The 22,449-nt window shown below is 32.0% G+C and carries 23 protein-coding genes; 12 read left to right on the plus strand and 11 right to left on the minus strand.

Going from position 1 to position 22,449, the window contains the following annotated elements:
* Nucleotides 1-8: 8 nt before the first annotated feature.
* Both HNV10_RS01790 and aat read left to right on the plus strand, forming a co-directional pair.
* Nucleotides 9-383 (plus strand): DUF3127 domain-containing protein, encoded by a 375-nt coding sequence (locus tag HNV10_RS01790; RefSeq protein ID WP_173299616.1) that lies wholly within the window; start codon nt 9-11, stop codon nt 381-383.
* A 271-nt stretch (nt 384-654) separates the two neighbouring features.
* Nucleotides 655-1,278: a leucyl/phenylalanyl-tRNA--protein transferase gene (aat, locus tag HNV10_RS01795; RefSeq protein WP_173299617.1), complete on the plus strand. Its 624-nt coding sequence runs from the start codon at nt 655-657 to the stop codon at nt 1,276-1,278.
* 5 nt (nt 1,279-1,283) lie between these two features.
* On the opposite strand, the gene HNV10_RS01800 is transcribed toward aat, so the two are convergent.
* Nucleotides 1,284-1,847, minus strand: a complete 564-nt coding sequence (locus HNV10_RS01800; RefSeq protein WP_173299618.1) for a DNA-3-methyladenine glycosylase I — start codon at nt 1,845-1,847, stop codon at nt 1,284-1,286.
* A 51-nt stretch (nt 1,848-1,898) separates the two neighbouring features.
* Between HNV10_RS01800 and HNV10_RS01805 the strand changes: the two genes are divergently transcribed.
* Nucleotides 1,899-2,540, plus strand: coding sequence for a thioredoxin family protein (locus HNV10_RS01805; protein WP_241695439.1), 642 nt, complete (start codon nt 1,899-1,901; stop codon nt 2,538-2,540).
* A 41-nt stretch (nt 2,541-2,581) separates the two neighbouring features.
* On the opposite strand, the gene HNV10_RS01810 is transcribed toward HNV10_RS01805, so the two are convergent.
* The 7 genes from HNV10_RS01810 to HNV10_RS01840 all read right to left on the minus strand — a co-directional run bounded on the left by HNV10_RS01810 (nt 2,582) and on the right by HNV10_RS01840 (nt 7,471).
* Nucleotides 2,582-3,328: a hypothetical protein gene (locus HNV10_RS01810; RefSeq protein ID WP_173299619.1), complete on the minus strand. Its 747-nt coding sequence runs from the start codon at nt 3,326-3,328 to the stop codon at nt 2,582-2,584.
* Nucleotides 3,329-3,410: 82 nt separating this feature from the next.
* A complete protein-coding gene (truB, locus tag HNV10_RS01815) occupies nt 3,411-4,109 on the minus strand; it encodes a tRNA pseudouridine(55) synthase TruB (protein WP_173299620.1) in 699 nt (232 codons plus the stop codon).
* The gene (gene uppP / locus HNV10_RS01820) at nt 4,109-4,900 is read right to left on the minus strand and encodes an undecaprenyl-diphosphatase UppP (RefSeq protein ID WP_173299621.1); all 792 of its coding nucleotides are present in this window, start codon (nt 4,898-4,900) and stop codon (nt 4,109-4,111) included. The genes truB and uppP overlap by 1 nt, the downstream gene beginning before the upstream one ends.
* Before the next feature lie 55 nt (nt 4,901-4,955).
* Nucleotides 4,956-5,219: a DUF3098 domain-containing protein gene (locus tag HNV10_RS01825; protein WP_173299622.1), complete on the minus strand. Its 264-nt coding sequence runs from the start codon at nt 5,217-5,219 to the stop codon at nt 4,956-4,958.
* Between the two features lie 105 nt (nt 5,220-5,324).
* Nucleotides 5,325-5,867, minus strand: coding sequence for a hypothetical protein (locus tag HNV10_RS01830; RefSeq protein ID WP_173299623.1), 543 nt, complete (start codon nt 5,865-5,867; stop codon nt 5,325-5,327).
* A gap of 2 nt (nt 5,868-5,869) precedes the next feature.
* On the minus strand, nt 5,870-6,748 hold the full coding sequence (locus HNV10_RS01835) for a cell division protein FtsX (protein WP_173299624.1): 879 nt from the start codon (nt 6,746-6,748) through the stop codon (nt 5,870-5,872).
* A 27-nt stretch (nt 6,749-6,775) separates the two neighbouring features.
* Entirely contained in the window at nt 6,776-7,471 is a 696-nt protein-coding gene (locus tag HNV10_RS01840) for a hypothetical protein (protein ID WP_173299625.1), read from the minus strand.
* A gap of 167 nt (nt 7,472-7,638) precedes the next feature.
* Here HNV10_RS01840 and leuS point away from each other — a divergent pair, with 167 nt between their 5' ends.
* From leuS to HNV10_RS01865, 5 genes are all read left to right on the plus strand, one after another.
* Nucleotides 7,639-10,575, plus strand: coding sequence for a leucine--tRNA ligase (gene leuS, locus HNV10_RS01845; RefSeq protein ID WP_173299626.1), 2,937 nt, complete (start codon nt 7,639-7,641; stop codon nt 10,573-10,575).
* Nucleotides 10,568-11,539, plus strand: a complete 972-nt coding sequence (locus HNV10_RS01850; RefSeq protein WP_173299627.1) for a polysaccharide deacetylase family protein — start codon at nt 10,568-10,570, stop codon at nt 11,537-11,539. Before leuS ends, HNV10_RS01850 begins: the two co-directional genes overlap by 8 nt.
* Nucleotides 11,540-11,543: 4 nt before the next feature.
* Nucleotides 11,544-11,978, plus strand: a complete 435-nt coding sequence (locus HNV10_RS01855; RefSeq protein WP_173299628.1) for a hypothetical protein — start codon at nt 11,544-11,546, stop codon at nt 11,976-11,978.
* A gap of 343 nt (nt 11,979-12,321) precedes the next feature.
* Nucleotides 12,322-13,422, plus strand: a complete 1,101-nt coding sequence (gene ald / locus HNV10_RS01860; protein ID WP_173299629.1) for an alanine dehydrogenase — start codon at nt 12,322-12,324, stop codon at nt 13,420-13,422.
* A gap of 124 nt (nt 13,423-13,546) precedes the next feature.
* Nucleotides 13,547-14,242: a zinc metallopeptidase gene (locus HNV10_RS01865; RefSeq protein ID WP_173300041.1), complete on the plus strand. Its 696-nt coding sequence runs from the start codon at nt 13,547-13,549 to the stop codon at nt 14,240-14,242.
* Nucleotides 14,243-14,845: 603 nt separating this feature from the next.
* On the opposite strand, the gene HNV10_RS01870 is transcribed toward HNV10_RS01865, so the two are convergent.
* A complete protein-coding gene (locus HNV10_RS01870) occupies nt 14,846-16,390 on the minus strand; it encodes an Rne/Rng family ribonuclease (protein ID WP_173299630.1) in 1,545 nt (514 codons plus the stop codon).
* A gap of 318 nt (nt 16,391-16,708) precedes the next feature.
* Nucleotides 16,709-16,999 carry an HU family DNA-binding protein gene (locus tag HNV10_RS01875; RefSeq protein ID WP_008270198.1) on the minus strand — a complete coding sequence of 97 codons (291 nt, stop codon included), beginning with the start codon at nt 16,997-16,999 and terminating at the stop codon, nt 16,709-16,711.
* A gap of 138 nt (nt 17,000-17,137) precedes the next feature.
* Here HNV10_RS01875 and mutY point away from each other — a divergent pair, with 138 nt between their 5' ends.
* From mutY to gldD, 4 genes are all read left to right on the plus strand, one after another.
* A complete protein-coding gene (gene mutY, locus HNV10_RS01880) occupies nt 17,138-18,181 on the plus strand; it encodes an A/G-specific adenine glycosylase (RefSeq protein WP_173300042.1) in 1,044 nt (347 codons plus the stop codon).
* 102 nt (nt 18,182-18,283) lie between these two features.
* A complete protein-coding gene (locus HNV10_RS01885; protein ID WP_173299631.1) occupies nt 18,284-18,730 on the plus strand; it encodes a single-stranded DNA-binding protein in 447 nt (148 codons plus the stop codon).
* Between the two features lie 19 nt (nt 18,731-18,749).
* Entirely contained in the window at nt 18,750-20,069 is a 1,320-nt protein-coding gene (locus HNV10_RS01890) for a gliding motility-associated protein GldE (protein ID WP_173299632.1), read from the plus strand.
* Between the two features lie 67 nt (nt 20,070-20,136).
* Nucleotides 20,137-20,709: a gliding motility lipoprotein GldD gene (gene gldD / locus HNV10_RS01895; protein WP_173299633.1), complete on the plus strand. Its 573-nt coding sequence runs from the start codon at nt 20,137-20,139 to the stop codon at nt 20,707-20,709.
* 93 nt (nt 20,710-20,802) lie between these two features.
* Here gldD and HNV10_RS01900 read toward each other — a convergent pair whose 3' ends face one another.
* Nucleotides 20,803-22,446, minus strand: coding sequence for a choice-of-anchor J domain-containing protein (locus HNV10_RS01900; protein ID WP_173299634.1), 1,644 nt, complete (start codon nt 22,444-22,446; stop codon nt 20,803-20,805).
* Between the last annotated feature and the right edge of the window lie 3 nt (nt 22,447-22,449).

The raw sequence follows: 22,449 nt of genomic DNA on the forward strand, positions 1-22,449 counted from the left end.
AGCAAAAAATGGAAGTACAAGGACGTATTAAAATGGTAGGAGAGACTCAAACTTTTGGAAGTAATGGGTTTAGAAAAAGAGAAATTGTAGTCACTACAGAAGAGCAGTATCCACAGCATATTATGGTGGAATTTGTTCAAGATAAAACAGATTTATTAAACAGCTACAAAGTAGGTCAGCAGGTTAAAATAAACATCAACTTAAGAGGAAGAGAATGGGTAAACCCACAAGGTGAAACTAAATATTTTAACTCTATACAAGGTTGGAGAATAGAAGCTTTACAACCAGCTGCAAGTGGAGATATGCCTCCTGTACCACCAACAGAAGCTTTTGAGCCTGTTAGTGATTTAAATGAAGGTGATAATGACGACCTTCCTTTCTAAAAAGAAAATTTAACATTAAAAAAAAGACTTGCTTTATATTTAAAGCAGGTCTTTTTTAGTTTACATAAATATATAAACTAAAAAAGTCCTGATGGTTAGTCAGGACTTAGTATTGTGGTTTTAGGTTTGACCTCTATAAATAAATTAAAAAAAAGCAATGATGAACAAAAATTTAATTTATAAAAGTCAATTCAAATATCACTAAAAATCTTTTAGTATCAAAGCTAAAGACTTAATTTAACAGCTTAGTAAGTTATTACAATTTTAAAAAATGCACTTTCTAACCGAAAAAATTGAATTTCCAGAGGTCTCAGAGGCTTCTTCCGAAGGACTCTTAGCCATTGGAGGCGATTTATCTCCTCAACGATTACTCCATGCCTACTCTAACGGAATTTTTCCATGGTTTCAAGATGAAGAACCTATATTATGGTGGTCGCCAGACCCTCGTTTTGTATTATTCCCGGAAGATTTAAAAGTCTCAAAAAGCATGAAACAAGTATTAAGAAAAGGAAACTTTAAAGTCACAGAGAATAAAGCATTTAAAGCTGTAATAGAAAATTGTGCCTTAGCAAAACGTACAGACCAAGATGGTACTTGGATTACGGATGGCATGATTGAGGCTTATCTTAAACTACACAATCTTGGATATGCAAAATCTATAGAAGTTTGGCAAAATAAAGCATTAGTTGGTGGTTTATATGGCATTGCCATTAATGATAATGTTTTTTGTGGAGAAAGTATGTTTGCTAAAGTGAGTAATGCTAGTAAAGTTGGCTTTATTACTTTTATTAAAAACTCTAATTTTAAATTGATAGATTGCCAATTGCACACTAAACATTTGGAGAGTTTAGGCGCTAAAAATCTGAGCAGAATAGAATTTATAAAATATCTATAACTCAATTAAACCTCATTATATCTAAAGCAACTCATCTCATGATCATTAACCATTCCTATTGCTTGCATATAGGCATAAATTACTGTTGAGCCTACAAACTTAAAGCCGCGTTTTTTTAAATCTTTACTTATCACATCACTTAAAGCCGTATTTCCTGGTGCATTTTTATAATTCTTCACCTTATTTTTAATAGGTTTTCCATCCACAAAACCCCAAATGTATTTAGAAAAGGAACTAAATTCATCTTGTATTTTCATAAAAGCTTCTGCATTGGTTATGGCAGCATTCACTTTTAATTTATTTCTAACAATACCAGCATCTTGTAATAAAGTTTCAACTTTATGCAATTTATAATTTGCTATTTTCTTATAGTCAAAATTATCGAAGGCTTTTCTAAAATTTTCTCGCTTATTTAAAATGGTAATCCAGCTTAAACCTGCCTGAAACGTTTCAAGAATTAAAAATTCAAACAATGTAGCATCCTCATAAACAGGTACTGCCCATTCTTCGTCATGATAAGCCTCATATAACTCATTTCCGGCACACCAACCACATCTATTTTTATTCATTTGTAAGGAATTTTAATTAGCGCTACTAATGTAACAACAGTTGCATAAAAAATGGCAATAGTATTATATTTTTGTTCTATGGAAACAGACACACTTACAATAAAAGATATCATTTCAGAAAGTCTTAAAAATAGTATGACTTATGCTGAATATAGAGACTTAGTTATAAAATTAGTTGAAGAAAAATCTACAACAGGAAACGACAAATCAGAAGCCTTAGTTGAATACACACAACTTAACGACCGTCGTATGAGACGTTGGGACAAAACAGGAAAAGTTGCAGAAGACCTAAAAACCAAGATTGAAAACTTTGACAGAAAAGTCACTTGGCTAGTAATTTCTGAAAGTTGGTGTGGTGATGCTGCACATATTATGCCTATTATTAATAAAGCGGCTGAGGTTAATGATAATATTGATTATAAAATTGTAATTAGAGATGAAAACGAAGCTTTAATGAATCAGTTTTTAACCAATGGCGGAAAAGCAGTACCAAAATTAATAATGTTAGATTCTGAAACCAATGAAGTCTTAAACACTTTTGGACCAAGACCAACTGTAGCTACTAATATGGTTAAGGCTTACAAAGAAGAACACGGTGTAATTACTCCAGAATTTAAAGAAGATTTACAACGTTGGTACAATAAAGATAAAGGACAATCTATTATAGAAGATTTGGTACTTTTATTAGGTTAATTAGTATCTAGTAGAAATATTAGTAATTGCTGTAAATAATATTATTTCCCTTTAAACATAAAGGTAATAGTGCCTATTTGGTCTTTTATACTAGAAGCATCAAACTCTACTGACTTTGCATAAGCAATGGCATGATCCGTTAAGCATTTGTTATTAGAATTGGATGAGCCATTTACATACGCATCATAGACATCTCCAGATGCATTGACTTTTATATTAACCACAATTTTTCCTCCAATTTCACAGAGGTAACGTGGTATTTTATAATACGTTAAGGTTCTTCCTTTTAAAGAATACGTCAGTGTGCCTTTATTTTTGGCATGCTCATCTGCTTGTTTCTTATTCTTTAAGCGTTGCCGCAATTCTTCTTGGAGTTTTTTATAAGATTCTGTTTCGTTAGTATTTAAAGCATACTCTCCATTATTCGTAAAAGATTTATTGACTTGGGATTCCTCTTGAGAATCTGTAACCGTATTTGCTTTAGCCTCTTCAATTGCTTTTGTAGTCCGTTCAAAGTCATTGGCGCTAATTGATTTAAAATTGCGCATCATTTCCTTATACTCTTGATCTTCATTAAACGCCTTGTTTGTAGATTCTGAGTTTAATTCTTCAAGTTTCTGAAGTTCTTCTTCTATTTTATTAAGTTCTGGCTCTGGTTCAAGTAAATAATAACTCTCTGTAAGAAGCTTGCCTTTTAGTTTTATTTGAGCACTAAACAAAACAAGAATCACAATACCTGAGATAAGAATTGTGATTATTAATGCCTTATGTTGTTCAATAAAATTCAATAGAAATAAATCAAAGTTTACAAGATATACGAATATAACAACGAAATAGTTGAAATACTAACCAATAAAACTAAAGTAAAAATTAATCTTTTGATGGCAAACTAGCCATAAATTCTTCTGGAGTAAGTGCATCATCAACTTTAAAATCACCAATTCTTGTACGACGTAATGAGGATAAATGAGCGCCAGAATTTAGAGCTTTACCAAAGTCATTGGCTAATGATCTAATATAAGTTCCTTTACTACAAACTACTCTAAAGTGTAATTTTAATTGATTAATATGAGTAATTTCAAACTCAGTGATTTCAACTTGTCTTGGTTTTATTTCAACAGTTTCTCCTGCTCTAGCGTATTCGTATAAACGTTTACCATCTTTTTTTATTGCAGAAAACATAGGTGGAAATTGTTCTATTTTACCTATAAACTGTTTTGTTGTGGCATGTATTAAGTCTTCTGTAATATGCTCTGTAGCAAAAGTTTCGTTAACCTCTGATTCTAAATCGAAAGAAGGTGTAGTTTCTCCTAAGGTAAAAGTCCCAGTGTATTCTTTTTCTTGTCCTTGAAAAATGTTAATCTGTTTGGTCATTTTACCAGTACAAATTACCAACAAACCTGTTGCTAATGGATCTAAAGTACCTGCATGACCGACTTTAATTTTTTTAATATTGAACGCTTGACGAATCTCCCAACGCAATTTATTTACTGCTTGAAACGATGTCCATGTTAAGGGTTTATCAATTAATAAAACTTGTCCCGCTAAAAAGTCTTCTTCGGTTTGCATTAAATTAAAGACCATATGATGGCAACAACACCAACAATTAAACAATAAATAGCGAAGTAAGATAATTTACTTTTTTTTACTAAAGCAATCATCCAAGTACAAGCAAATAAACCTGCTACAAATGCAGCAATAAACCCAACGCTTAAGGCTGTAAAATTAGAACTATCATAGGTTAATTCGCCTCCTAAAAGGTCTTTCGCTATTTTACCAAATATTAAAGGTACAACCATTAGAAAAGAGAAACGAGCTGCTTTGGTTTTATCATTGCCTAATAAAACAGATGTAGAAATTGTGGCACCAGAACGCGAAATTCCTGGTAACATAGCAATGGCTTGCGATACACCAATAACAAACGCATTAGAAAACGATACTTTCTTCTGTGTATCTTTTGCTTTATCTGCCAAGTACAGTAACACAGCTGTTACAATTAGCATACAACCTACTAAAAGAATATTACCATTAAAAAGTTGCTCTAATTGTTTTTCGAAAAAGACACCTACAACAACAGCAGGTAACATTGATAAGGCAATTTTTGAAACAAATTGTAAGTCTTCATTCCATTCAAATTTTAAAACACCTTTAATTATTTCTAAAATATCTTTTCTAAAAATCACCATTGTACTTAAGGCCGTTGCAAAATGAAGTACTACCGTAAATAATAAACTTTCTTTTGGAACAGAATTATCTCCAAGAATTGCTTTCCCTAATTCTAAGTGACCACTTGACGAGACAGGCAAGAATTCTGTAAGTCCCTGAATAATTCCTAAAATAATAGCATCAATAATTTCCATGAGACAAAAGTATCAATAATCAGAAAGTGACATAGTAAAAGTGAAAAAAAAGCGTTTATTTCTTAGTTTCCTTATTAGGATTTAAAAGAATGGCATAAACCTGAATACCAAAACCAATAAGCACTAAAGTTGGTGCTAAACGAATTCGTCTCCAACTGTAAATAGACTCATCAAAAACATTAGGATCATCGCTTCCTCCACCAGACATTAGGATAAACCCAACAACAATAAATGCTAAACCGATAAATAAGAATTTATAGTTTTTCTTCCCGAATATAAATTCGGACTTAGATTCTTCTTTTCTTTTTTGCTCTCCCATAATCTTTTCAGCTAGGCTTTTGTTGTTTGCAAAGTAACAGATTTATTTATAATTGAGACGTTAAGAGTTTGTGAATTTAAAAACTAACGTCTTTTTAGTTCAATTTTACTTTACAATTTCAATCTTACCGTTATACAAAAATGGCCTATTAAATACTCCAATACCCATTTTAATTTTTATCGTATCATTATCTTCAATCAATAATAAATCCTCATAAGAAAATTTATTATATGTCATAAACCAATAATCATCATTCATAGACCTTAATCCAACAATACTATCTTTATCAAAAATTCCTCTATTAAATATTTCAAAATCTTCTTCGACTATACTTTTTGTATAAATTCTATTTAAATAAAATCCCGTTTGATTTTTGACTAAAGTTACATATATCACAGAAATAAATCCAAAGAATATACCATATGCAAAACTCTTCGCTATCTTTATAAACTTATCTGTCTCTTGAGAATTTTTCAAAACAAAAAGCATTACTGCACATACAGCTACAGTAAAAATAATGAGATAATTACCTGTAGAAAGATTATAATTATTTCTGTCATCATAATCCTTTAAAAAAAAATCGAGTAAGCTTAAAAGACCTATGTAGATAAAAGGTAAAGAAATTATTTTATTTATATCGACTTTCATTCTTAATAATACAACTGATCCGTCTTTAAATTTAAGAAACGTTGTGTGGCAATGAAGGTACTAACCCACGTAATGAGGATTCCTAAAAGGAAAATCCCAACAAATAATGCTATAATTAAAACAGTGTTTTTAAGTAATTCTAATTCAGGAAACGTTACATCTAGGTAGTATAATACAACTGCCATACCTGCTAAAGCCAATAAAGCACCAATGATTCCTAATTGAACACTTTTCCAAACAAATGGTCTACGTATAAAACGCTTTGTTGCGCCAACCATTTGCATGGTTTTAATAATAAATCGTTTAGAATATACAGCCAAACGGATAGAACTATTAATTAATAAAACAGCAATTAACGTAAATAATCCACTAATAAGTAGAACCCAAAAAGTGATTTTTTTCACATTATCATTCATCAACTCAACCAAATCATTATCATATCTAATTTCTTCAATAAAAGCTTTATTAGACAAGCTGTCTGTAATTTCTGTTAATTGTTCTGTGGTTACAAAATCGGCTTTTAAATGTACATCTATTGAATTTTTAAGCGGATTATATCCTACAAAATCCATAAAGTCTTCACCTGTTTCAGCTTTCATAAACTCAGCTGCTTCTTCTTTAGATACATATATTGCATCTTTAGTATAGTCTGCCATTGCTAAACTCTTTTTTAGCTGATTGACTTCTACTTCTTTTGCTGTGTCATTTAAATAAATAGTCATTACCACCTGTTCTTTAAAGTGGTCAGCTACTTTTTTAGAGTTAATTACTAAAAGCCCTAAACAGCCTAAAAGAAATAATACCAATGCAATACTTATCACCACAGATACGTAAGAAGATATTAGTTTACGTTTTTGGTATTTGTCAAAAGATGATGCCATATATTAATTCTGTAAAATATTATTTGTTTAATTCACAAACCTTACTATCATTCTAATTATAAATAATACAACAAGAATAACGGTTACTACTAGGTATTTATTAGAAGATGACTTAGATTTACTAAGACAAGCCTGGTAACGTGCAGATTGTACATCGTTTAATTTAATACTTTTTAATCGGTCTAAAATACCATTAAACATTGTAAATTCTACTTCGCTAGAGGCTTTATATTGTTTTAGCTCTTCGCAAACCGCCAAGCTATTATCTAAAATTTCATTCTTTTTCTCTATAATCGCAGGATGATTTTTTTCAAAAATGGCCTTATTAATGTAATTTAAAACATTGTTTACCATTGCTGCACTGACATTAATAATGTCTTCAAGGTTTTTATTTCCTTTAATTTTTTTATTCAATTGTTTAGATAATTCTACCGTAGCATCTAAACGCTCAGATAAAAATTCTACAATTCGATTTGTTGTTTCTGCATTGCAAAACCAAGTAGAATTAATTAGCCTAACAACCTTTGCTTCTTTCTTTGTACCTAAATGCGTATTGTATATTTCAACAAAAACTTCGTAATATTTTGGACTTAACCAATCAATAAATTCGGTACTAAACGTATCAAAAGATGGAAATTTAACAAACGTATTAAGGTCTTTTTCTGTGATAAGCTTGTTTAAAGTCTCATGTTCTAAAAGAATAGTTTCAAATTTTTCACTCATTTTTACCCACTTAAATAATGTATCACGAAATTAATAAATATTATAACGATGCAAGTAATAATCTCTATAATTTTGAAAGGTATAGAAACTATAATTTTTGCGCTTCGCCCTTTAATTATCAGTCAATAAGTTTAAATTTGCGACATCAATACAAGGCGAAAAAAATAATGATGTACGATTTCAATACCATTGAAAAAAAATGGCAAGACTACTGGGCAAAAAACCAAACGTTTAAAGCTTCAAATACCAGCAACAAACCAAAATACTACGTATTAGATATGTTTCCTTATCCTTCTGGTGCAGGTTTACATGTTGGTCATCCATTAGGCTATATTGCTAGTGATATTTATGCACGTTATAAACGTCATAAGGGTTTTAACGTTTTACATCCTCAAGGTTACGATAGTTTTGGGTTACCAGCAGAACAATATGCTATACAAACAGGTCAGCATCCTGCAATTACAACCGAAACCAATATTGCAACCTACAGAAGACAATTAGATCAAATTGGTTTTTCTTTTGATTGGAGTCGAGAAGTAAGAACTAGTAATCCTGAATATTACAAATGGACACAGTGGATTTTTATTCAATTATTTGAATCTTGGTATAATAATGATTCTAATAAAGCTGAAGATATAAAAACTTTAGTTTCAAAATTTGAAGCTGAAGGAAATACAACCGTAAATGCAGCTTGTGATGAAAACATTGAACCCTTTACTGCAGCAGAATGGAACGCTTTTTCTGAAGTTGAAAAACAAGAAGTATTATTAAAATACAGATTAACCTATTTAGCGGAAACCGAAGTTAACTGGTGCCCAGCTTTAGGAACCGTTTTAGCTAACGACGAAATTGTAAATGGCGTTTCAGAACGAGGAGGACATCCTGTGGTACGTAAAAAAATGACCCAATGGAGCATGCGAATTTCGGCTTATGCAGAACGTTTGTTACAAGGTTTAGATACGGTTGATTGGACAGATGCTTTAAAAGACATTCAGAAAAACTGGATAGGAAAATCAGTTGGAGCCTCTGTTACTTTTAATGTCATTCCGACAGAGCAAAGCGACGAGGAATCTCATACTATTTCGGTTTTCACAACAAGACCAGATACCATTTTCGGTGTGTCATTTATGACCCTTGCACCAGAACATGAGTTAGTATCACAAATAACTACAGCAGAACAAAAAGCAGACGTTGAAGCGTACATAGAAAAAACAGCAAAACGAAGCGAACGCGATAGAATGGCAGATGTAAAAACCATTTCTGGTGTGTTTACTGGTGCTTATGCAGAACATCCGTTTTCTAAAGAACCGATTCCTATCTGGATTGGCGATTACGTACTAGCAAGCTACGGAACAGGAGCAGTTATGGCTGTACCTTGTGGCGACCAACGTGATTTTGATTTTGCAAAGCACTTCGGAATTCCAATTCCTAACATTTTTGATTTATCAAGTATTAAAGGTTCTAGTGAGAATTCTCCTCCTTCGGAGGAGTTAGAGGAGGCATTTACTTCTAAAGACAATGTAAAAATTGCTAATAGTGATTTCCTTAACGGCATGAACTACAAAAAAGCAAGTAAACGTGCTATTTACGAGCTTGAACAATTGCAACAAGGCGAAGGTAAAACCAATTACAGATTACGAGATGCTGTATTTTCTCGTCAACGTTATTGGGGTGAACCGTTCCCAGTGTATTATGTAAATGGCATGCCACAAATGATAGATGCTGAACATTTACCAATTAAATTACCAGAAGTAGAAAAATATTTACCAACCGAAGAAGGCGAACCACCTTTAGGACGTGCAGACGTTTGGGCTTGGGATACCACTCAGTCTTTAGTTGTTAACAATGAGTTGATAGACCACAAAACTGTATTTCCTTTAGAACTCAACACCATGCCAGGTTGGGCAGGAAGTTCTTGGTATTTCTTCCGCTATATGGAAGATGCAGCCAATAGAGATGGTGTTTTTGCAACTGAAGATGCATTGAATTATTGGGAAAATGTTGATTTATACATTGGTGGAAGCGAACACGCAACTGGTCATTTATTGTACTCTCGTTTTTGGGTAAAACTTTTAAAAGATAGAGGTTTTGTTAATGTTGAAGAGCCTTTTAAAAAGTTGATTAACCAAGGCATGATTTTGGGAACTAGTGCTTTCGTTTATAGAGTTAATGAAAGACGAGACGTTTTTATTTCCAAAAATTTAGTTGATGCTTTTTTAAATTCTGAAACAAATGAAGAGGCTTCGAAAAGAATATTAGCTGTTACAGGAACAGAAACTCCTACATTTAGTAAAGTACATGTAGATGTTAATTTTGTAAATGCATCTGATGAATTAGATATTTCTAAGTTTAGAAATTGGAGAGCAGAATTCAAACATGCAAAATTCATAGAAGATAAAATTATTGTTCTTCGAGAAGTCGAAAAAATGTCCAAATCCAAATACAATGTTGTTAATCCTGATGATATTGTAGCAGATTATGGTGCAGACAGTTTACGTTTATACGAGATGTTTCTTGGACCATTAGAGCAATACAAACCTTGGAATACAGCTGGTATAACTGGTGTTCATGGTTTTCTTAAAAAACTTTGGAAACTGTTTGTCAATGAAAACGGTTTAAAAGTAAATGCTGCGGAACCAACTAAAGACAACCTAAAAACATTACACAAAACCATAAAGAAAGTAGAAGAAGATATTGAGAATTTCTCTTTTAACACCTCTGTTTCTACCTTTATGATTGCTGTAAACGAGTTAACTGCTCAAAAGTGTACAAGTAAAGAAATTCTTGAACCTTTATTGGTTTTAATTTCGCCTTACGCACCACATATTGCAGAAGAATTATGGAGTCAACTAGGACATGATGGTTCTATATCAACGGTTGATTTTCCAAAATTTGAAGCCAGTCATTTAGTAGAAAGCAGTAAAAAATATCCAATTTCGTTTAACGGTAAAATGCGTTTTACCTTAGAGTTACCAATGGATATGTCTAAAGACGAGATTGAAAAAACCGTAATGGCTCACGAGAAAACCATAGCGCAATTAGATGGTAGAACACCTAAAAAGATAATTGTAGTTCCTGGCAAAATTGTAAATATTGTTGGATAAACTTTTAAAACATATCATCATAACTTTGCTGCCGATTATTGGTTGGTCTCAAAGTTATGTTGGTACTGTTGGCAATTATCCTATTCATTTAGAAGTTACAGTTTATCCAAACGCAAACGACACAACTTCAGGAGAATTAGAAGGTTTCTATTTTTACGATTCTAAATTAATTAGCATTCCTATTTCTGGGAGTTATAACAACGAAAGCGTCACGTTAATTGATGATTACTATTTTACGCCAGAAAAAGTTTTTGATGCGGATGAAGTATTCGAATTAAAGAAAAAGAAAAACCAACTCATTGGAACCCTACAATTAAAAGACAAAACTTTTAAAGTCGCTTTAACCGAAACCAGCCAAGAATCATTAGAAGACTTTAGAAACCCTAAACTAACCTTTGTAAAAGATAGTGTTGTTAACTACAACGATAAGCAGTTGGTTTGGTTTACAGAATACTATTCTAAATTGCCTTTATTTAGATTAGGCAACGGTTTTACAAAAGCACAACGAGATACGTTCAATCCTATTTTAGATGCTATTCATCTTTCAGATGCTAAGGACAAATTAGATTGCAATTCTTGGTTTGAGATTAGTTATGACGTTAACTTGGTTAATAATAATTTTATAAGCTATTTAAAACATTACAGCGTGTATTGTGGTGGCGCACATCCATCTCATGGCAATGTTGGTTATACATTTAATCTTGAAACATTAGAGGTAGTTGAAGATATTGAATTGATATACCCAAAAGTGGATTTTTTTCAGAAATTAAAAGACAAATACCAACATTCAGAAAATGACGTACAAGATGAAGAATGCGAAACTTTTGTTGACAACAGTTATTGGCAATACAAAACATGGAATCTAACTTCAGAAGGTGTGATTCTTATTCCTAATTATCCGCATGCTATGACGCCTTGCGTAGAAGAATATTTTCTTAGTTACTCTGAACTTCTAAAAGAGTAATATTATGTATTTAGATAAGCCATCAACTGAAAAACCAGCAACAAAAAAGAAGCGCAAAGGCTTAAAGGATTATTTTGACTATCGTAATAATCAAATTAACCAAATTGGTTTAATATTTTTTTCTTCATTTGTTTTAGCAACCACTTTAATTTACTTCTTTGATAAACGTTTTACTGAAGAACGTTGGAAAAAAAGTCCCACCGAGCGCTACCAAATATTAGATGATATCATAGATAGGAATCTGTTTATTAATAACACAAAAAGAGAAGTACTGCAACAATTAGGTTATCCAAAAGAGTCTAATTATCAGGAGGTCGATAAATTTAACTATTATGTTGGTATACGTGCAGTATTTGATAATGGTGACGTTAAACAGCTTACTATAATCTTTAAAGATGGTCGAGTCGTTAAAACCTTAATAACACCAAGCAAAGATTAATAGCTTTAGCTTCTCGAAATAACGTAACTCAATAAATACAAAATCAATCTCGTCCGTAAGAGTAAAACTGTTTTTTACAATTTAGTATTAATAACCTCATTATACCAAATCCCTTTTTTAACCTTTTATTCAGGTTATAGACTATTTCAGGTTATCGAAACTATTAAACTTTCAACGAATATCATATTGCCCTGAAAATCAATACTTAATTTAGAAATATTCAAAATATTAACTCAAAAATATTAATTCCGTAAAAATCATTTCAAATTAACATTCAAATTTGGAAGAACAGATTTATTAATAGTAATTTTCGATTGCTATTAATCACAAAATCTACAAAAAAATGAAAATCGGAGTCCCAAAGGAAATTAAAAACAATGAAAACAGGGTTGGTATGACACCAGCTGGCGTTTTTGAATTAACTAAAAACAAACATGTCGTTTACGTACAAAAAGATGCTGGTTATGGCAGTGGTTTTTCAGACTTAGACTATATAGATGTTGGAGCTATTGTGTTAGATACAATTGAAGAAGTTTATGCTTCTAGCGATATGATTGTAAAAGTAAAAGAACCAATTGAAGAAGAGTACCCTTTAATACAATCGCATCATGTAGTATTTACATATTTTCATTTTGCTTCTAGTGAACCTTTAACTAAAGCGATGTTAAAAAGTAAAGCGGTTTGTATTGCTTATGAAACAGTAGAAGATAAAGATGGTTCTTTACCATTATTAACACCAATGTCTGAAGTTGCCGGAAGAATGGCCATACAGCAAGGTGCAAAATATTTAGAAAAGCCTATTAAAGGACGTGGAGTATTGTTAGGTGGTGTGCCTGGTGTGCCTCCAGGACGAGTACTTGTATTAGGTGCAGGTGTTGTTGGTATACAAGCTGCAAAAATGGCTGCTGGTTTAGGTGCACATGTTACCGTTATGGATATTAATATGAAACAATTACGTTATGTTAATGATGTAATGCCTAGCCATGTAGTTACCGAATTTTCTAGTGAATACAATATTAGAAAACGTATAAAAGATCACGATTTAATTGTTGGAGGTGTTTTACTTAAAGGAGCTAAAGCGCCTAAATTAATAAAAAGAGATATGCTTAAGGATATGCGTCCAGGTACTGTTTTAGTAGACGTCGCTGTAGATCAAGGTGGTTGTATGGAAACTACAAAAGCTACTACGCATGAAGACCCAACGTATATCATTGATGATGTAGTACATTACTGTGTTGCAAATATGCCAGGAGCTGTGCCATATACATCAACTTTAGCTTTAACTAATGTAACGTTACCTTACGTAATTCGTTTAGCAAACCAAGGATGGGAAAAAGCCTGTGAAAAAGACCCAATGTTAGCTAAAGGCTTAAATGTAGTAAATGGCAAAATAGTATATGAAGAAATTGCTGAAGCATTTAATTGGTCTGTAGACGCTATGTAAACTGCATACTTGACATATTAATATATGACAAAAGCCAAATTTTAGTTCTTAACTTTAATTTGGCTTATTATTTGCTATTCATTTATTAAATTTACATAAATTAAAATTACATATTATGAACGGAATGATGGGATATTACATACTAATTGGCGCTATTGCTTTAGTAAGCTGGCTAGTGAGTAATCAACTTAAACGTAAATTCACTAAGTATTCTAAAGTGCAGTTGCGCAATGGTTTATCTGGTAGAGAAATTGCAGAAAAAATGTTAGCTGATAATGGTATTTATGATGTAGAAGTGATTTCTACACCAGGACAATTAACAGATCATTATAACCCTAGAAATAAAACGGTAAACTTAAGTGAATCCGTTTACAACCAGCGCAATGCCGCTTCAGCTGCAGTAGCAGCTCACGAGTGTGGACACGCAGTACAACATGCACAAGCGTATAGTGCATTAGGTATGCGATCTGCTCTAGTACCAATTGTAAGTGTTACGTCTGGTATGTCGCAATGGCTAGTCATTGGTGGCTTAGTATTAGGTGCTGCTGCAGGAGTAGGCTTAGGCTATTGGGTTGCGGTAGCAGGATTATTATTTATGGGATTTGCTACACTATTTAGCTTTATAACATTACCTGTAGAATATGATGCCAGTAACAGAGCTTTAGCATGGTTAAAAGCTAAAAATATGGTAACGCCTGAAGAATATAAAGGATCTGAAGACGCACTAAAATGGGCTGCAAGAACTTATTTAGTTGCTGCCATTGGTGCATTAGCGTCTTTATTGTATTGGGCTCTTCAAGTATTTGGAGGTAGAGATTAATTTTTTATAAAAATTAACCTTATTTACTAAAAATGGTATAAGCTAAGTTGATTTTAGAGCTCAATAATATTGACTGTATAATATATTAAACAAAAGAAGTTCTGTGAAATCAGAACTTTTTTTGTTTTCACCTAGAGTAAATAACCTTAATAATTATGAATAAGAACAAGTAATACTAAACCTAATGGTATAAGTTCTCTATCCTATATTATTTGTTCTAAATGTTTATATTTCCTTTTCATAAAATAAAACGTTTAACTGATTCTTTTAGTTAAGCTTTTAGATAAGTATTTTATTTTTACTTTATTTGTGTTAAAAAAAACCAAACAAGGTTAAAATAGTGTATAAGTATATTAAATACGTTGTTTTCTATACCTCATAAGCTGTGTAAATTTGCATCCGTTTTAAAAACCCCATTAAAATTAAAAATTATGAAAACGAATAACAGAATAGCAGCAGAAAGTAAAGTCGGAACAAGAACAATAAAATTTGGTAAGACAAATTCAATGGTTTGGAATACAAAAAGACGCTATAAATAATAAAAGAATTATTTTAAAAACAAAAAGCCCAATTGATTTCTCAATTGGGCTTTTCTAATAGATATTATTTAATTTTGTCACCATTTTTGTCAAAAAAATGATATTCAAGATAAGTGTAAGCATCTCTAGGTAAAACTTTTACCCATTTTTTGTGTTCAATAAACCACTTTGAACGTACTGATGGAAACCCTTTGGTTAAAAAGGCTGCTATAAAAGGGTGTGTATTAAGAGTTACCTTTTTATAGTCTTTTTTGAAAACACGCTCTAGGTCTTGATTAATGCGTTCAATCACTTTAATTGGTGCTTCAATTTCATCACCTCCTATGAGATTAGGGTTTTCTTCTTTCGTTTTAATATTGCGTTCTGGCCTAACGCGTTGTCTGGTTATTTGCACTAAACCAAACTTACTCGGCGGCAATATTTTGTGCTTTGCTTTATCATCTTTCATCTCATCTCTAAGATAATTATAAAGCTTTTTTCTGTTCTCTGCTTTGCCCATATCTATAAAATCGATAACTATAATTCCTCCCATATCACGTAAACGTAATTGGCGAGCAATTTCTTGGGCAGAAATCATATTAACTTCTAAGGCAGTATCTTCTTGGTTCTTCTCTTTATTAGAGCGATTACCACTGTTTACATCTACAACATGAAGGGCTTCGGTATGTTCTATTACCAAATAGGCGCCTTTTGCCATAGATACGGTTCGTCCGAATGATGTTTTTATTTGGCGTTCAATGCCAAATTTTTCAAAAATAGGAACACCATTCTTATAGTATTTTACTATAGACTCTTTGTTCGGTGCAATTTGCTGCACGTAATCTTTTACTTGTATGTACAATTCTTCATCATCTACAACAATACCAGAGAATGAATCATTAAAAATATCCCTTAAAATTGAGGATGCTTTATTCATTTCTCCCAATACTTTAGTTGGGTGATGTACTTTGTACAACTTTTTACACATTGCTGTCCATCGATTCAGCAAATTTTGTAAATCATTATCGAGCTCGGCAACTTTCTTGCCTTCTGCTACAGTACGTATAATAACTCCAAATCCCTTAGGTGTAATACTTTTTACGAGTCTTTTTAAGCGGTCTTTTTCTTCTTGTGATTCAATTTTTTGAGAGATTGAAATACGATTAGAAAAAGGCACTAAGACAATGTATCTTCCTGCAATAGACAATTCTGAACTAATGCGAGGTCCCTTTGTAGAGATTGGTTCTTTTACTACTTGTACTAATAAAGATTGATTAGATTTTATAGCATTTGCAATGCTACCATTTTTATCTAAATCTTTCTCCATCGGAAAGTCTTTAAGGGTATAATCCTTAAGTTTCCCTGTGCTTACACGTTTAATGAATTTTAAAAGAGAAGGCAATTGCGGTCCAAGATCATGATAGTGTAAAAAACCATCTTTTTCATAGCCAACGTTTACAAACGCAGCGTTTAAACCAGGAATAACTTTACGTATTTTGGCAATAAAAATATCACCAACTGCAAAGTTGTTATCCTCTTCGTCTTTATGTAATTCAATAAGTTTTCCATCTTTTAATAAGGCAAAATCAACAATATCTGAACTCGATCTTACGATTAATTCTTTGTTCATAATGTTAATTTATATCTAACTCTTTATTGAGATAGATGGATTTTACTAAATTATTTGACACAGGTCCCGATTAATATCGGGAATCCAACAAATCTAACAACACTCTATTAAATGCTGTCAATTCTATATCAAAGAACGTTTCTTTAAAACTGAAAAAAGTAGCTTATAAAACTACTTTTAACAATTTATTTTTTCTTGTGACGATTAGCACGTCTACGTTTTTTACGCTTGTGCGTCGCTACCTTGTGTCTTTTTCTTTTTTTACCACTTGGCATAATAAATAATGCTTTTAATTAATATTTTGTTTTAAATGCTTTCTTAGTTAACCTCTACATTAGATTTAACACCTTCTAAAAATACTTTAGCAGGTTTAAATGCTGGTATGTTATGAGCTGGAATTTTTATTGTAGTATTCTTTGAAATATTACGACCTGTTTTTTCAGCTCTTGTTTTAATGATGAAACTTCCGAAACCTCTTAAATAAACGTTGTCTCCGCTTTCTAAAGATGTTTTTACTTCTTCCATAAAGGTCTCAACCGTTGCTTGAACGTCACCTTTTTCAATACCTAACTTGTCAGATATTTTTGCTACCAAATCGGCTTTTGTCATTATTATTAGTTTTAGGGTTACTATATAAAATTCTAAGGGATTGCAAATATAGGTAATTTAATTTCAATATTTCAAACGTAATTAATTAAAATTTAAGGTTATAAACAATTAATTTTGCTTTCACACTTAAAAATGAAAATGGATTTCAAATCTAAACTAATTAACTGGTACTCAATTAACAAGAGAGAATTGCCTTGGCGGAAAACAAAAAATCCGTATAATATCTGGCTTTCAGAAATCATTTTACAGCAAACTCAAGTAAAGCAAGGTCTACCATATTACGTTGCTTTTACCGCAAAATACCCAACAATTTTTGATCTTGCTGCAGCATCAGAAACTGAGGTCTTAAAATTATGGCAAGGTCTAGGTTATTATTCTAGAGCTAGAAATCTTCATGCTACAGCTAAATATATTGCAAATGAGTTAAATGGAGAATTTCCTAATAATTATAAGGACTTACTTAAATTAAAAGGTGTTGGTGATTATACAGCTAGTGCCATTTCTTCTATTGCTTTTAATGAAATCGCTGCTGTTGTAGATGGTAATGTTTACCGTGTTCTTGCTCGGTACTTCGGAATTGATACTCCTATAAACTCAACTACAGGAATTAAAGAATTTAAAAAATTAGCGACTCAATTAATAGATACTAAAAAACCAGATGTTTACAACCAAGCTATAATGGAGTTTGGTGCGTTACATTGTAAACCTAAAAATCCCAATTGTACTAATTGTCCTTTTGAGACAAGCTGTGTGGCTCTTCAAAAAAATTCAGTTGAAACACTGCCAGTAAAATTGAACAAAACTAAAGTAACTACTAAATATTTTAATTTTTTAGTTTGTATAGATTCTGAGAATAGAATTCTATTTGAAAAAAGAACCCATAAAGGCATATGGCAAAACTTATATCAATTTCCATTAATAGAGTCTGAAAAAAGCCTCTCTTCCGAAGAATTTCAGCTTTTGAATATTGACAACTCCCTTTTAAAGACTTTAAAATTTGATTATTCCTTATATAATGAAAGCGATATTGTGCATAAATTATCGCATCAACATCTTTATACCAAATTTTGGATTATAGAAGTTAATAAACTACCTCAAACTGCTATTCCTTTAGATTCTATAACTAATTATCCTACTCCAGTACTTATCAGTGATTTTATTAATCATTTTAGTTTTAAATGATATCTTATTACTTTTTTGAATCTTAAAGAAATCACATTTTTTTATTACTTTTAAACTAGTGATAGCAAAAACAGTAACTTTGCAACTTAAAATGAATTAATTATGGCTGGAACGTTAAATAAAGTAATGCTAATAGGTAACTTAGGTGATGACGTAAAAATGCATTATTTTGATGATAAGAATTGTATTGGTCGTTTCCCTATTGCAACCAGTGAATCTTATGTTAATAAGCAAACCAATGAGCGCGTTACAAACACGGAATGGCACAATATTGTAGTTAGAAATAAAGCTGCTGAAATTTGCGAAAAATACTTATCTAAAGGCGATAAGATATATATAGAAGGACGAATAAAAACTAGAAAGTGGACAGACGACAAAGGTATGGAACGCTACTCTACTGAAATTCAATGTGATGAATTTACATTTTTAACTCCTAAAAACGACCAACAACAATCACATAAGCCAAGTGCAGCAAACGCTAAGCCTCAATCACAACCAACTGCACCTACTGATACAATGCCAGAAGGCGATGATGATTTACCATTTTAATTTCTAATCTAAAAGTATCTTGGACCCAGAACCCACGGTTTTAATTATAAATTCTTTAATTATTAGCACCTCGTTTTTTACGAGTATCGTTTTGCTTGTTGTTTTACTAATTTGCTCGGCTCTAATCTCTGGAGCAGAAGTTGCTTTGTTTTCGCTTACAAAGTCTGACTTAAATGAAGGTTTAGAAAATGAAGTCCCAGCAATGAAAATTATTGCTTCACTTTTAGAACGACCTAAAAAGTTATTAGCAACTATATTAGTGGCCAATAATTTTATAAACATTGCGGTTGTACTCCTATTTGCTTTTATAGGAGAAACGATTTTTGATAGCATTACAAATTCTTTAATTAGGTTTTTACTTGAAGTTGTTTCTGCAACTTTTTTAATTCTATTATTTGGAGAAATTATTCCAAAAATTTACGCTAGTAGAAATAGTGCAACATTCTCATCCTTTATGGCCAGACCATTAAAAGTCTTAGATGTTGTCTTCTCACCATTAAGTCTTCCCATGCGATATGTAACTATTCTAATTCAAAATAGATTTGGAAAACAACGCTCTAATCTTAGTGTTGATCAATTATCACAAGCATTAGAATTAACCAATGACGAAGACACCACACAAGAAGAACAAAAAATCTTACAAAGTATTGTTTCATTTGGAAATACAGATACTAAGCAAGTAATGCGTCCTAGAATGGATTTATTTGCCTTAAGTATAGAAACACCTTTTGAAACTATTATTAAACAAATAATTGAAAATGGATATTCAAGAATTCCTGTTTATGAAGAAAGTATTGATACCATAAAAGGCGTACTCTATGTAAAGGACCTTCTGCCACACCTCAACAAAAAAACCTTTGATTGGACAACCATCTTGCGCGAACCCTTCTTTGTACCAGAAAACAAGAAGTTAGATGATTTAATGGTAGAGTTTCAAACCAAAAAAGTTCACCTCGCTGTGGTCGTTGATGAATATGGCGGAACTTCTGGTTTAGTTTCTCTCGAAGACATTATTGAAGAAATAGTAGGTGATATTAGTGATGAATACGATGATGAAGACCTCATTTACACTAAACTAGACAATTATAATTATAGTTTTGAAGGCAAAACACCACTCAAAGATGTTTACAAAATAGTAGGTATTAATGACGATGTAGAATTTTTTGAAGCCAAAAAGGGAGATGCTGAAACCCTAGCAGGATTTGTATTAGAGATTTCAGGAGGTTTTCCTAGAATAGGAAGTAAAATAAATTTTGAAAATTACGTTTTTACTATAGAATCTTTAGAACGAAAACGCATTAAACAAATTAAACTCTCTTTATCAAATCAACCAGAATAAGGCATTTGTATTAAAACTGTGCTAAAAACAAATACATTTGACTGATAAAATAATTAAACCTAAACAAATGAAACGATTAGTTATTCCTATTTTAAGTCTCTTTATGCTCAGTAGTTGTGGTAATGATACATTACCAAAACCTAAAGGATATTTAAGACTCGAATACCCTAATGCAGACTATGTAAAGGCAATAGTTCCGTTGCCATTCTCATTTGAAAAGAATACACTTGCTAATTCTATTAGTGAAGTAAAATCAACAGCAACTTCTAACGGTGTAGATATTAAGTATCCTGCTTTAAAAGCTACTATTTACCTAACTTATAAAGAAGTAAAGAATGGAAATTTAGATAGTTTATTAAGGGATGCACAGAACCTTACCCAAAAACATACTATAAAAGCAGATGAAATTTCTAGTAATCTTTTTGAAAATAAAGAAAATAAGGTTTTTGGTATGCTATATGAAATTGGAGGCGATGCTGCATCACAATCTCAATTCTACGTAACAGATAGTATTAAGCACTTTTTAAGTGGCTCATTATACTTCTATGCTAAACCTAATTACGATTCTATATATCCAGCAGCAGAGTATTTAAAAAAGGATATTAAGCATATTATGGAAAGTGTAAAATGGAAAGAATAAAATGGAAAGAATAAAATACGTTTAAAACAATAAAAAAATGCCACTGAAATTCAGTGGCATTTTTTTATTTATAGAAACAATTCTGTATTTACCTTAGTCTTGGTAAACCCATGCTCCATCCATTTTGATAACAGCAAAGTCTTCTGTGGTATTACTACCGTTGTATATTTCTATAGTAACAATATACTTTTGCTCTTCAGCTGCGGATGGGTCAACTTCATCTAGTACAATAGCTACAGCTTCTAAAACCATTGGGTTTGTCCACTCTGCTGCATTACCAGCTCTTCTATCCATATTCCCGTAGTTACTCATACTTGCGGTAGCATTAGGATAAGTGTCAGCTAATTCAGTAGCAATTAATGCATAATCATCTGCAGTTAATGTGTATCTAATAGTATTATCTGGAACCCAAACACCGTCTTCATAACCAAACTGTAATGTTGTAGAAATAGTAGATTCGTGTCCAACAAATTCTCCATCAGTTACAGTATATAAGTTACCTCTTATTTGTGCTCCTGAAGAACTAGAGTAATAATCGTAAATTACAAATAACTCTTCATCCTCTTGCGCATAAGGAAAGTTTAAACTTAAGAAAGTTGGTAAATAATTATCTGGTGGTACAGAACTACCAAAGTTATCATATTGACCTGGTTGATTATAACCTTCTCCCATAGAATCAAAATCTTTAGAACTTAAGTAATAAACACCGTCAACAGCTTCCCAAGAACCACCTGTATACATAAAGTATTCTCCTTTAGAATTAGTATCACCAGTTGCTCCTAAAGTTTTAATAGCCATACTTTCTATTCTCCATCGTCCTGCGTCTGAATCTGTAGACTCATATTTAAAAGCTACATTAATAGTTTCACCATCGTAAGCAGAAAAATCGTAATCTTCTGAAGAAGCCATATCTCCTGTAGCAGGATTTGCTAATATAATTTCATCCCAAGTTGTTGTTAAAACATCACCTGTATAATCAGTAGAAACCATTATTTTAAGTAAAGATGCATCACCAGCATAATCAAGCTCATGAGTAATCTGAAATTTAAGATCACTTTCTGCAGATAAATCAATTGAAGGAGATACTAACCATTCTGTGTTTGCCACTTGGCCACCAAAATAACTATTTCCTTGTACGTATCCGGTTTGTGAAGTCCAAACTTCATCATCTCCAAATTCTTCACCAACAGTAAATCCTTCCATACTTCCTGCAAAGTTGTAAGAAACAAGATTTGCTAATCCTACTACTGGATCTTCTGTATACTGATCGTATTTAGCTAATATCATTTGTCCTTCTGTTGGGTCAGCAACTTGAGCATCTAATATTGCAGGAATTGCATCTGTTGCATCTACATCTGGATAAAACCCAAAAGCATCACTACCTGCTGTTGCATAATCCGAGTTTGTGAATTCATAAATGTCTGAATATGTAAAATCACTTACACCTTCTGCATTACCAATATACAATTCATAACCAACTACAACTGAAGATCCTTCTCCCCAAAATGGGTATTTATCAGCTAAAAAACCTGGAAGCATAGTTTTTGCATCTTCAATAGAACTAAAGCTACCATAACTTAATTCTAGTTCGTCATAATCATCGCTTACAAGAGTGTAAGTATCAGACCCTACGATAGGCTCAGCTGATGAATCTAATCCATCATAAATATCTTCCATAGGATTACAACCTACTAAGGTTATTCCTAAAACTGCTAAACAATAAATTATTCTTTTCATTTT

Source organism: Winogradskyella litoriviva, assembly GCF_013249065.1.
GTDB lineage: Bacteria > Bacteroidota > Bacteroidia > Flavobacteriales > Flavobacteriaceae > Winogradskyella > Winogradskyella litoriviva.

Coding starts and splice junctions, on each gene's coding strand:
- HNV10_RS01885 (WP_173299631.1), top strand. CDS start 18,284: ATGGCTGGAACGTTAAATAAAGTAATGCTAATAGGTAACTTAGGTGAT.
- uppP (WP_173299621.1), bottom strand. CDS start 4,900: ATGGAAATTATTGATGCTATTATTTTAGGAATTATTCAGGGACTTACA.
- truB (WP_173299620.1), bottom strand. CDS start 4,109: ATGCAAACCGAAGAAGACTTTTTAGCGGGACAAGTTTTATTAATTGAT.
- HNV10_RS01825 (WP_173299622.1), bottom strand. CDS start 5,219: ATGGGAGAGCAAAAAAGAAAAGAAGAATCTAAGTCCGAATTTATATTC.
- ald (WP_173299629.1), top strand. CDS start 12,322: ATGAAAATCGGAGTCCCAAAGGAAATTAAAAACAATGAAAACAGGGTT.
- HNV10_RS01840 (WP_173299625.1), bottom strand. CDS start 7,471: ATGAGTGAAAAATTTGAAACTATTCTTTTAGAACATGAGACTTTAAAC.
- HNV10_RS01800 (WP_173299618.1), bottom strand. CDS start 1,847: ATGAATAAAAATAGATGTGGTTGGTGTGCCGGAAATGAGTTATATGAG.
- HNV10_RS01870 (WP_173299630.1), bottom strand. CDS start 16,390: ATGAACAAAGAATTAATCGTAAGATCGAGTTCAGATATTGTTGATTTT.
- gldD (WP_173299633.1), top strand. CDS start 20,137: ATGAAACGATTAGTTATTCCTATTTTAAGTCTCTTTATGCTCAGTAGT.
- HNV10_RS01830 (WP_173299623.1), bottom strand. CDS start 5,867: ATGAAAGTCGATATAAATAAAATAATTTCTTTACCTTTTATCTACATA.
- HNV10_RS01835 (WP_173299624.1), bottom strand. CDS start 6,748: ATGGCATCATCTTTTGACAAATACCAAAAACGTAAACTAATATCTTCT.
- leuS (WP_173299626.1), top strand. CDS start 7,639: ATGATGTACGATTTCAATACCATTGAAAAAAAATGGCAAGACTACTGG.
- HNV10_RS01865 (WP_173300041.1), top strand. CDS start 13,547: ATGATGGGATATTACATACTAATTGGCGCTATTGCTTTAGTAAGCTGG.
- mutY (WP_173300042.1), top strand. CDS start 17,138: ATGGATTTCAAATCTAAACTAATTAACTGGTACTCAATTAACAAGAGA.
- HNV10_RS01855 (WP_173299628.1), top strand. CDS start 11,544: ATGTATTTAGATAAGCCATCAACTGAAAAACCAGCAACAAAAAAGAAG.
- HNV10_RS01900 (WP_173299634.1), bottom strand. CDS start 22,446: ATGAAAAGAATAATTTATTGTTTAGCAGTTTTAGGAATAACCTTAGTA.
- aat (WP_173299617.1), top strand. CDS start 655: ATGCACTTTCTAACCGAAAAAATTGAATTTCCAGAGGTCTCAGAGGCT.
- HNV10_RS01805 (WP_241695439.1), top strand. CDS start 1,899: ATGGCAATAGTATTATATTTTTGTTCTATGGAAACAGACACACTTACA.
- HNV10_RS01790 (WP_173299616.1), top strand. CDS start 9: ATGGAAGTACAAGGACGTATTAAAATGGTAGGAGAGACTCAAACTTTT.
- HNV10_RS01875 (WP_008270198.1), bottom strand. CDS start 16,999: ATGACAAAAGCCGATTTGGTAGCAAAAATATCTGACAAGTTAGGTATT.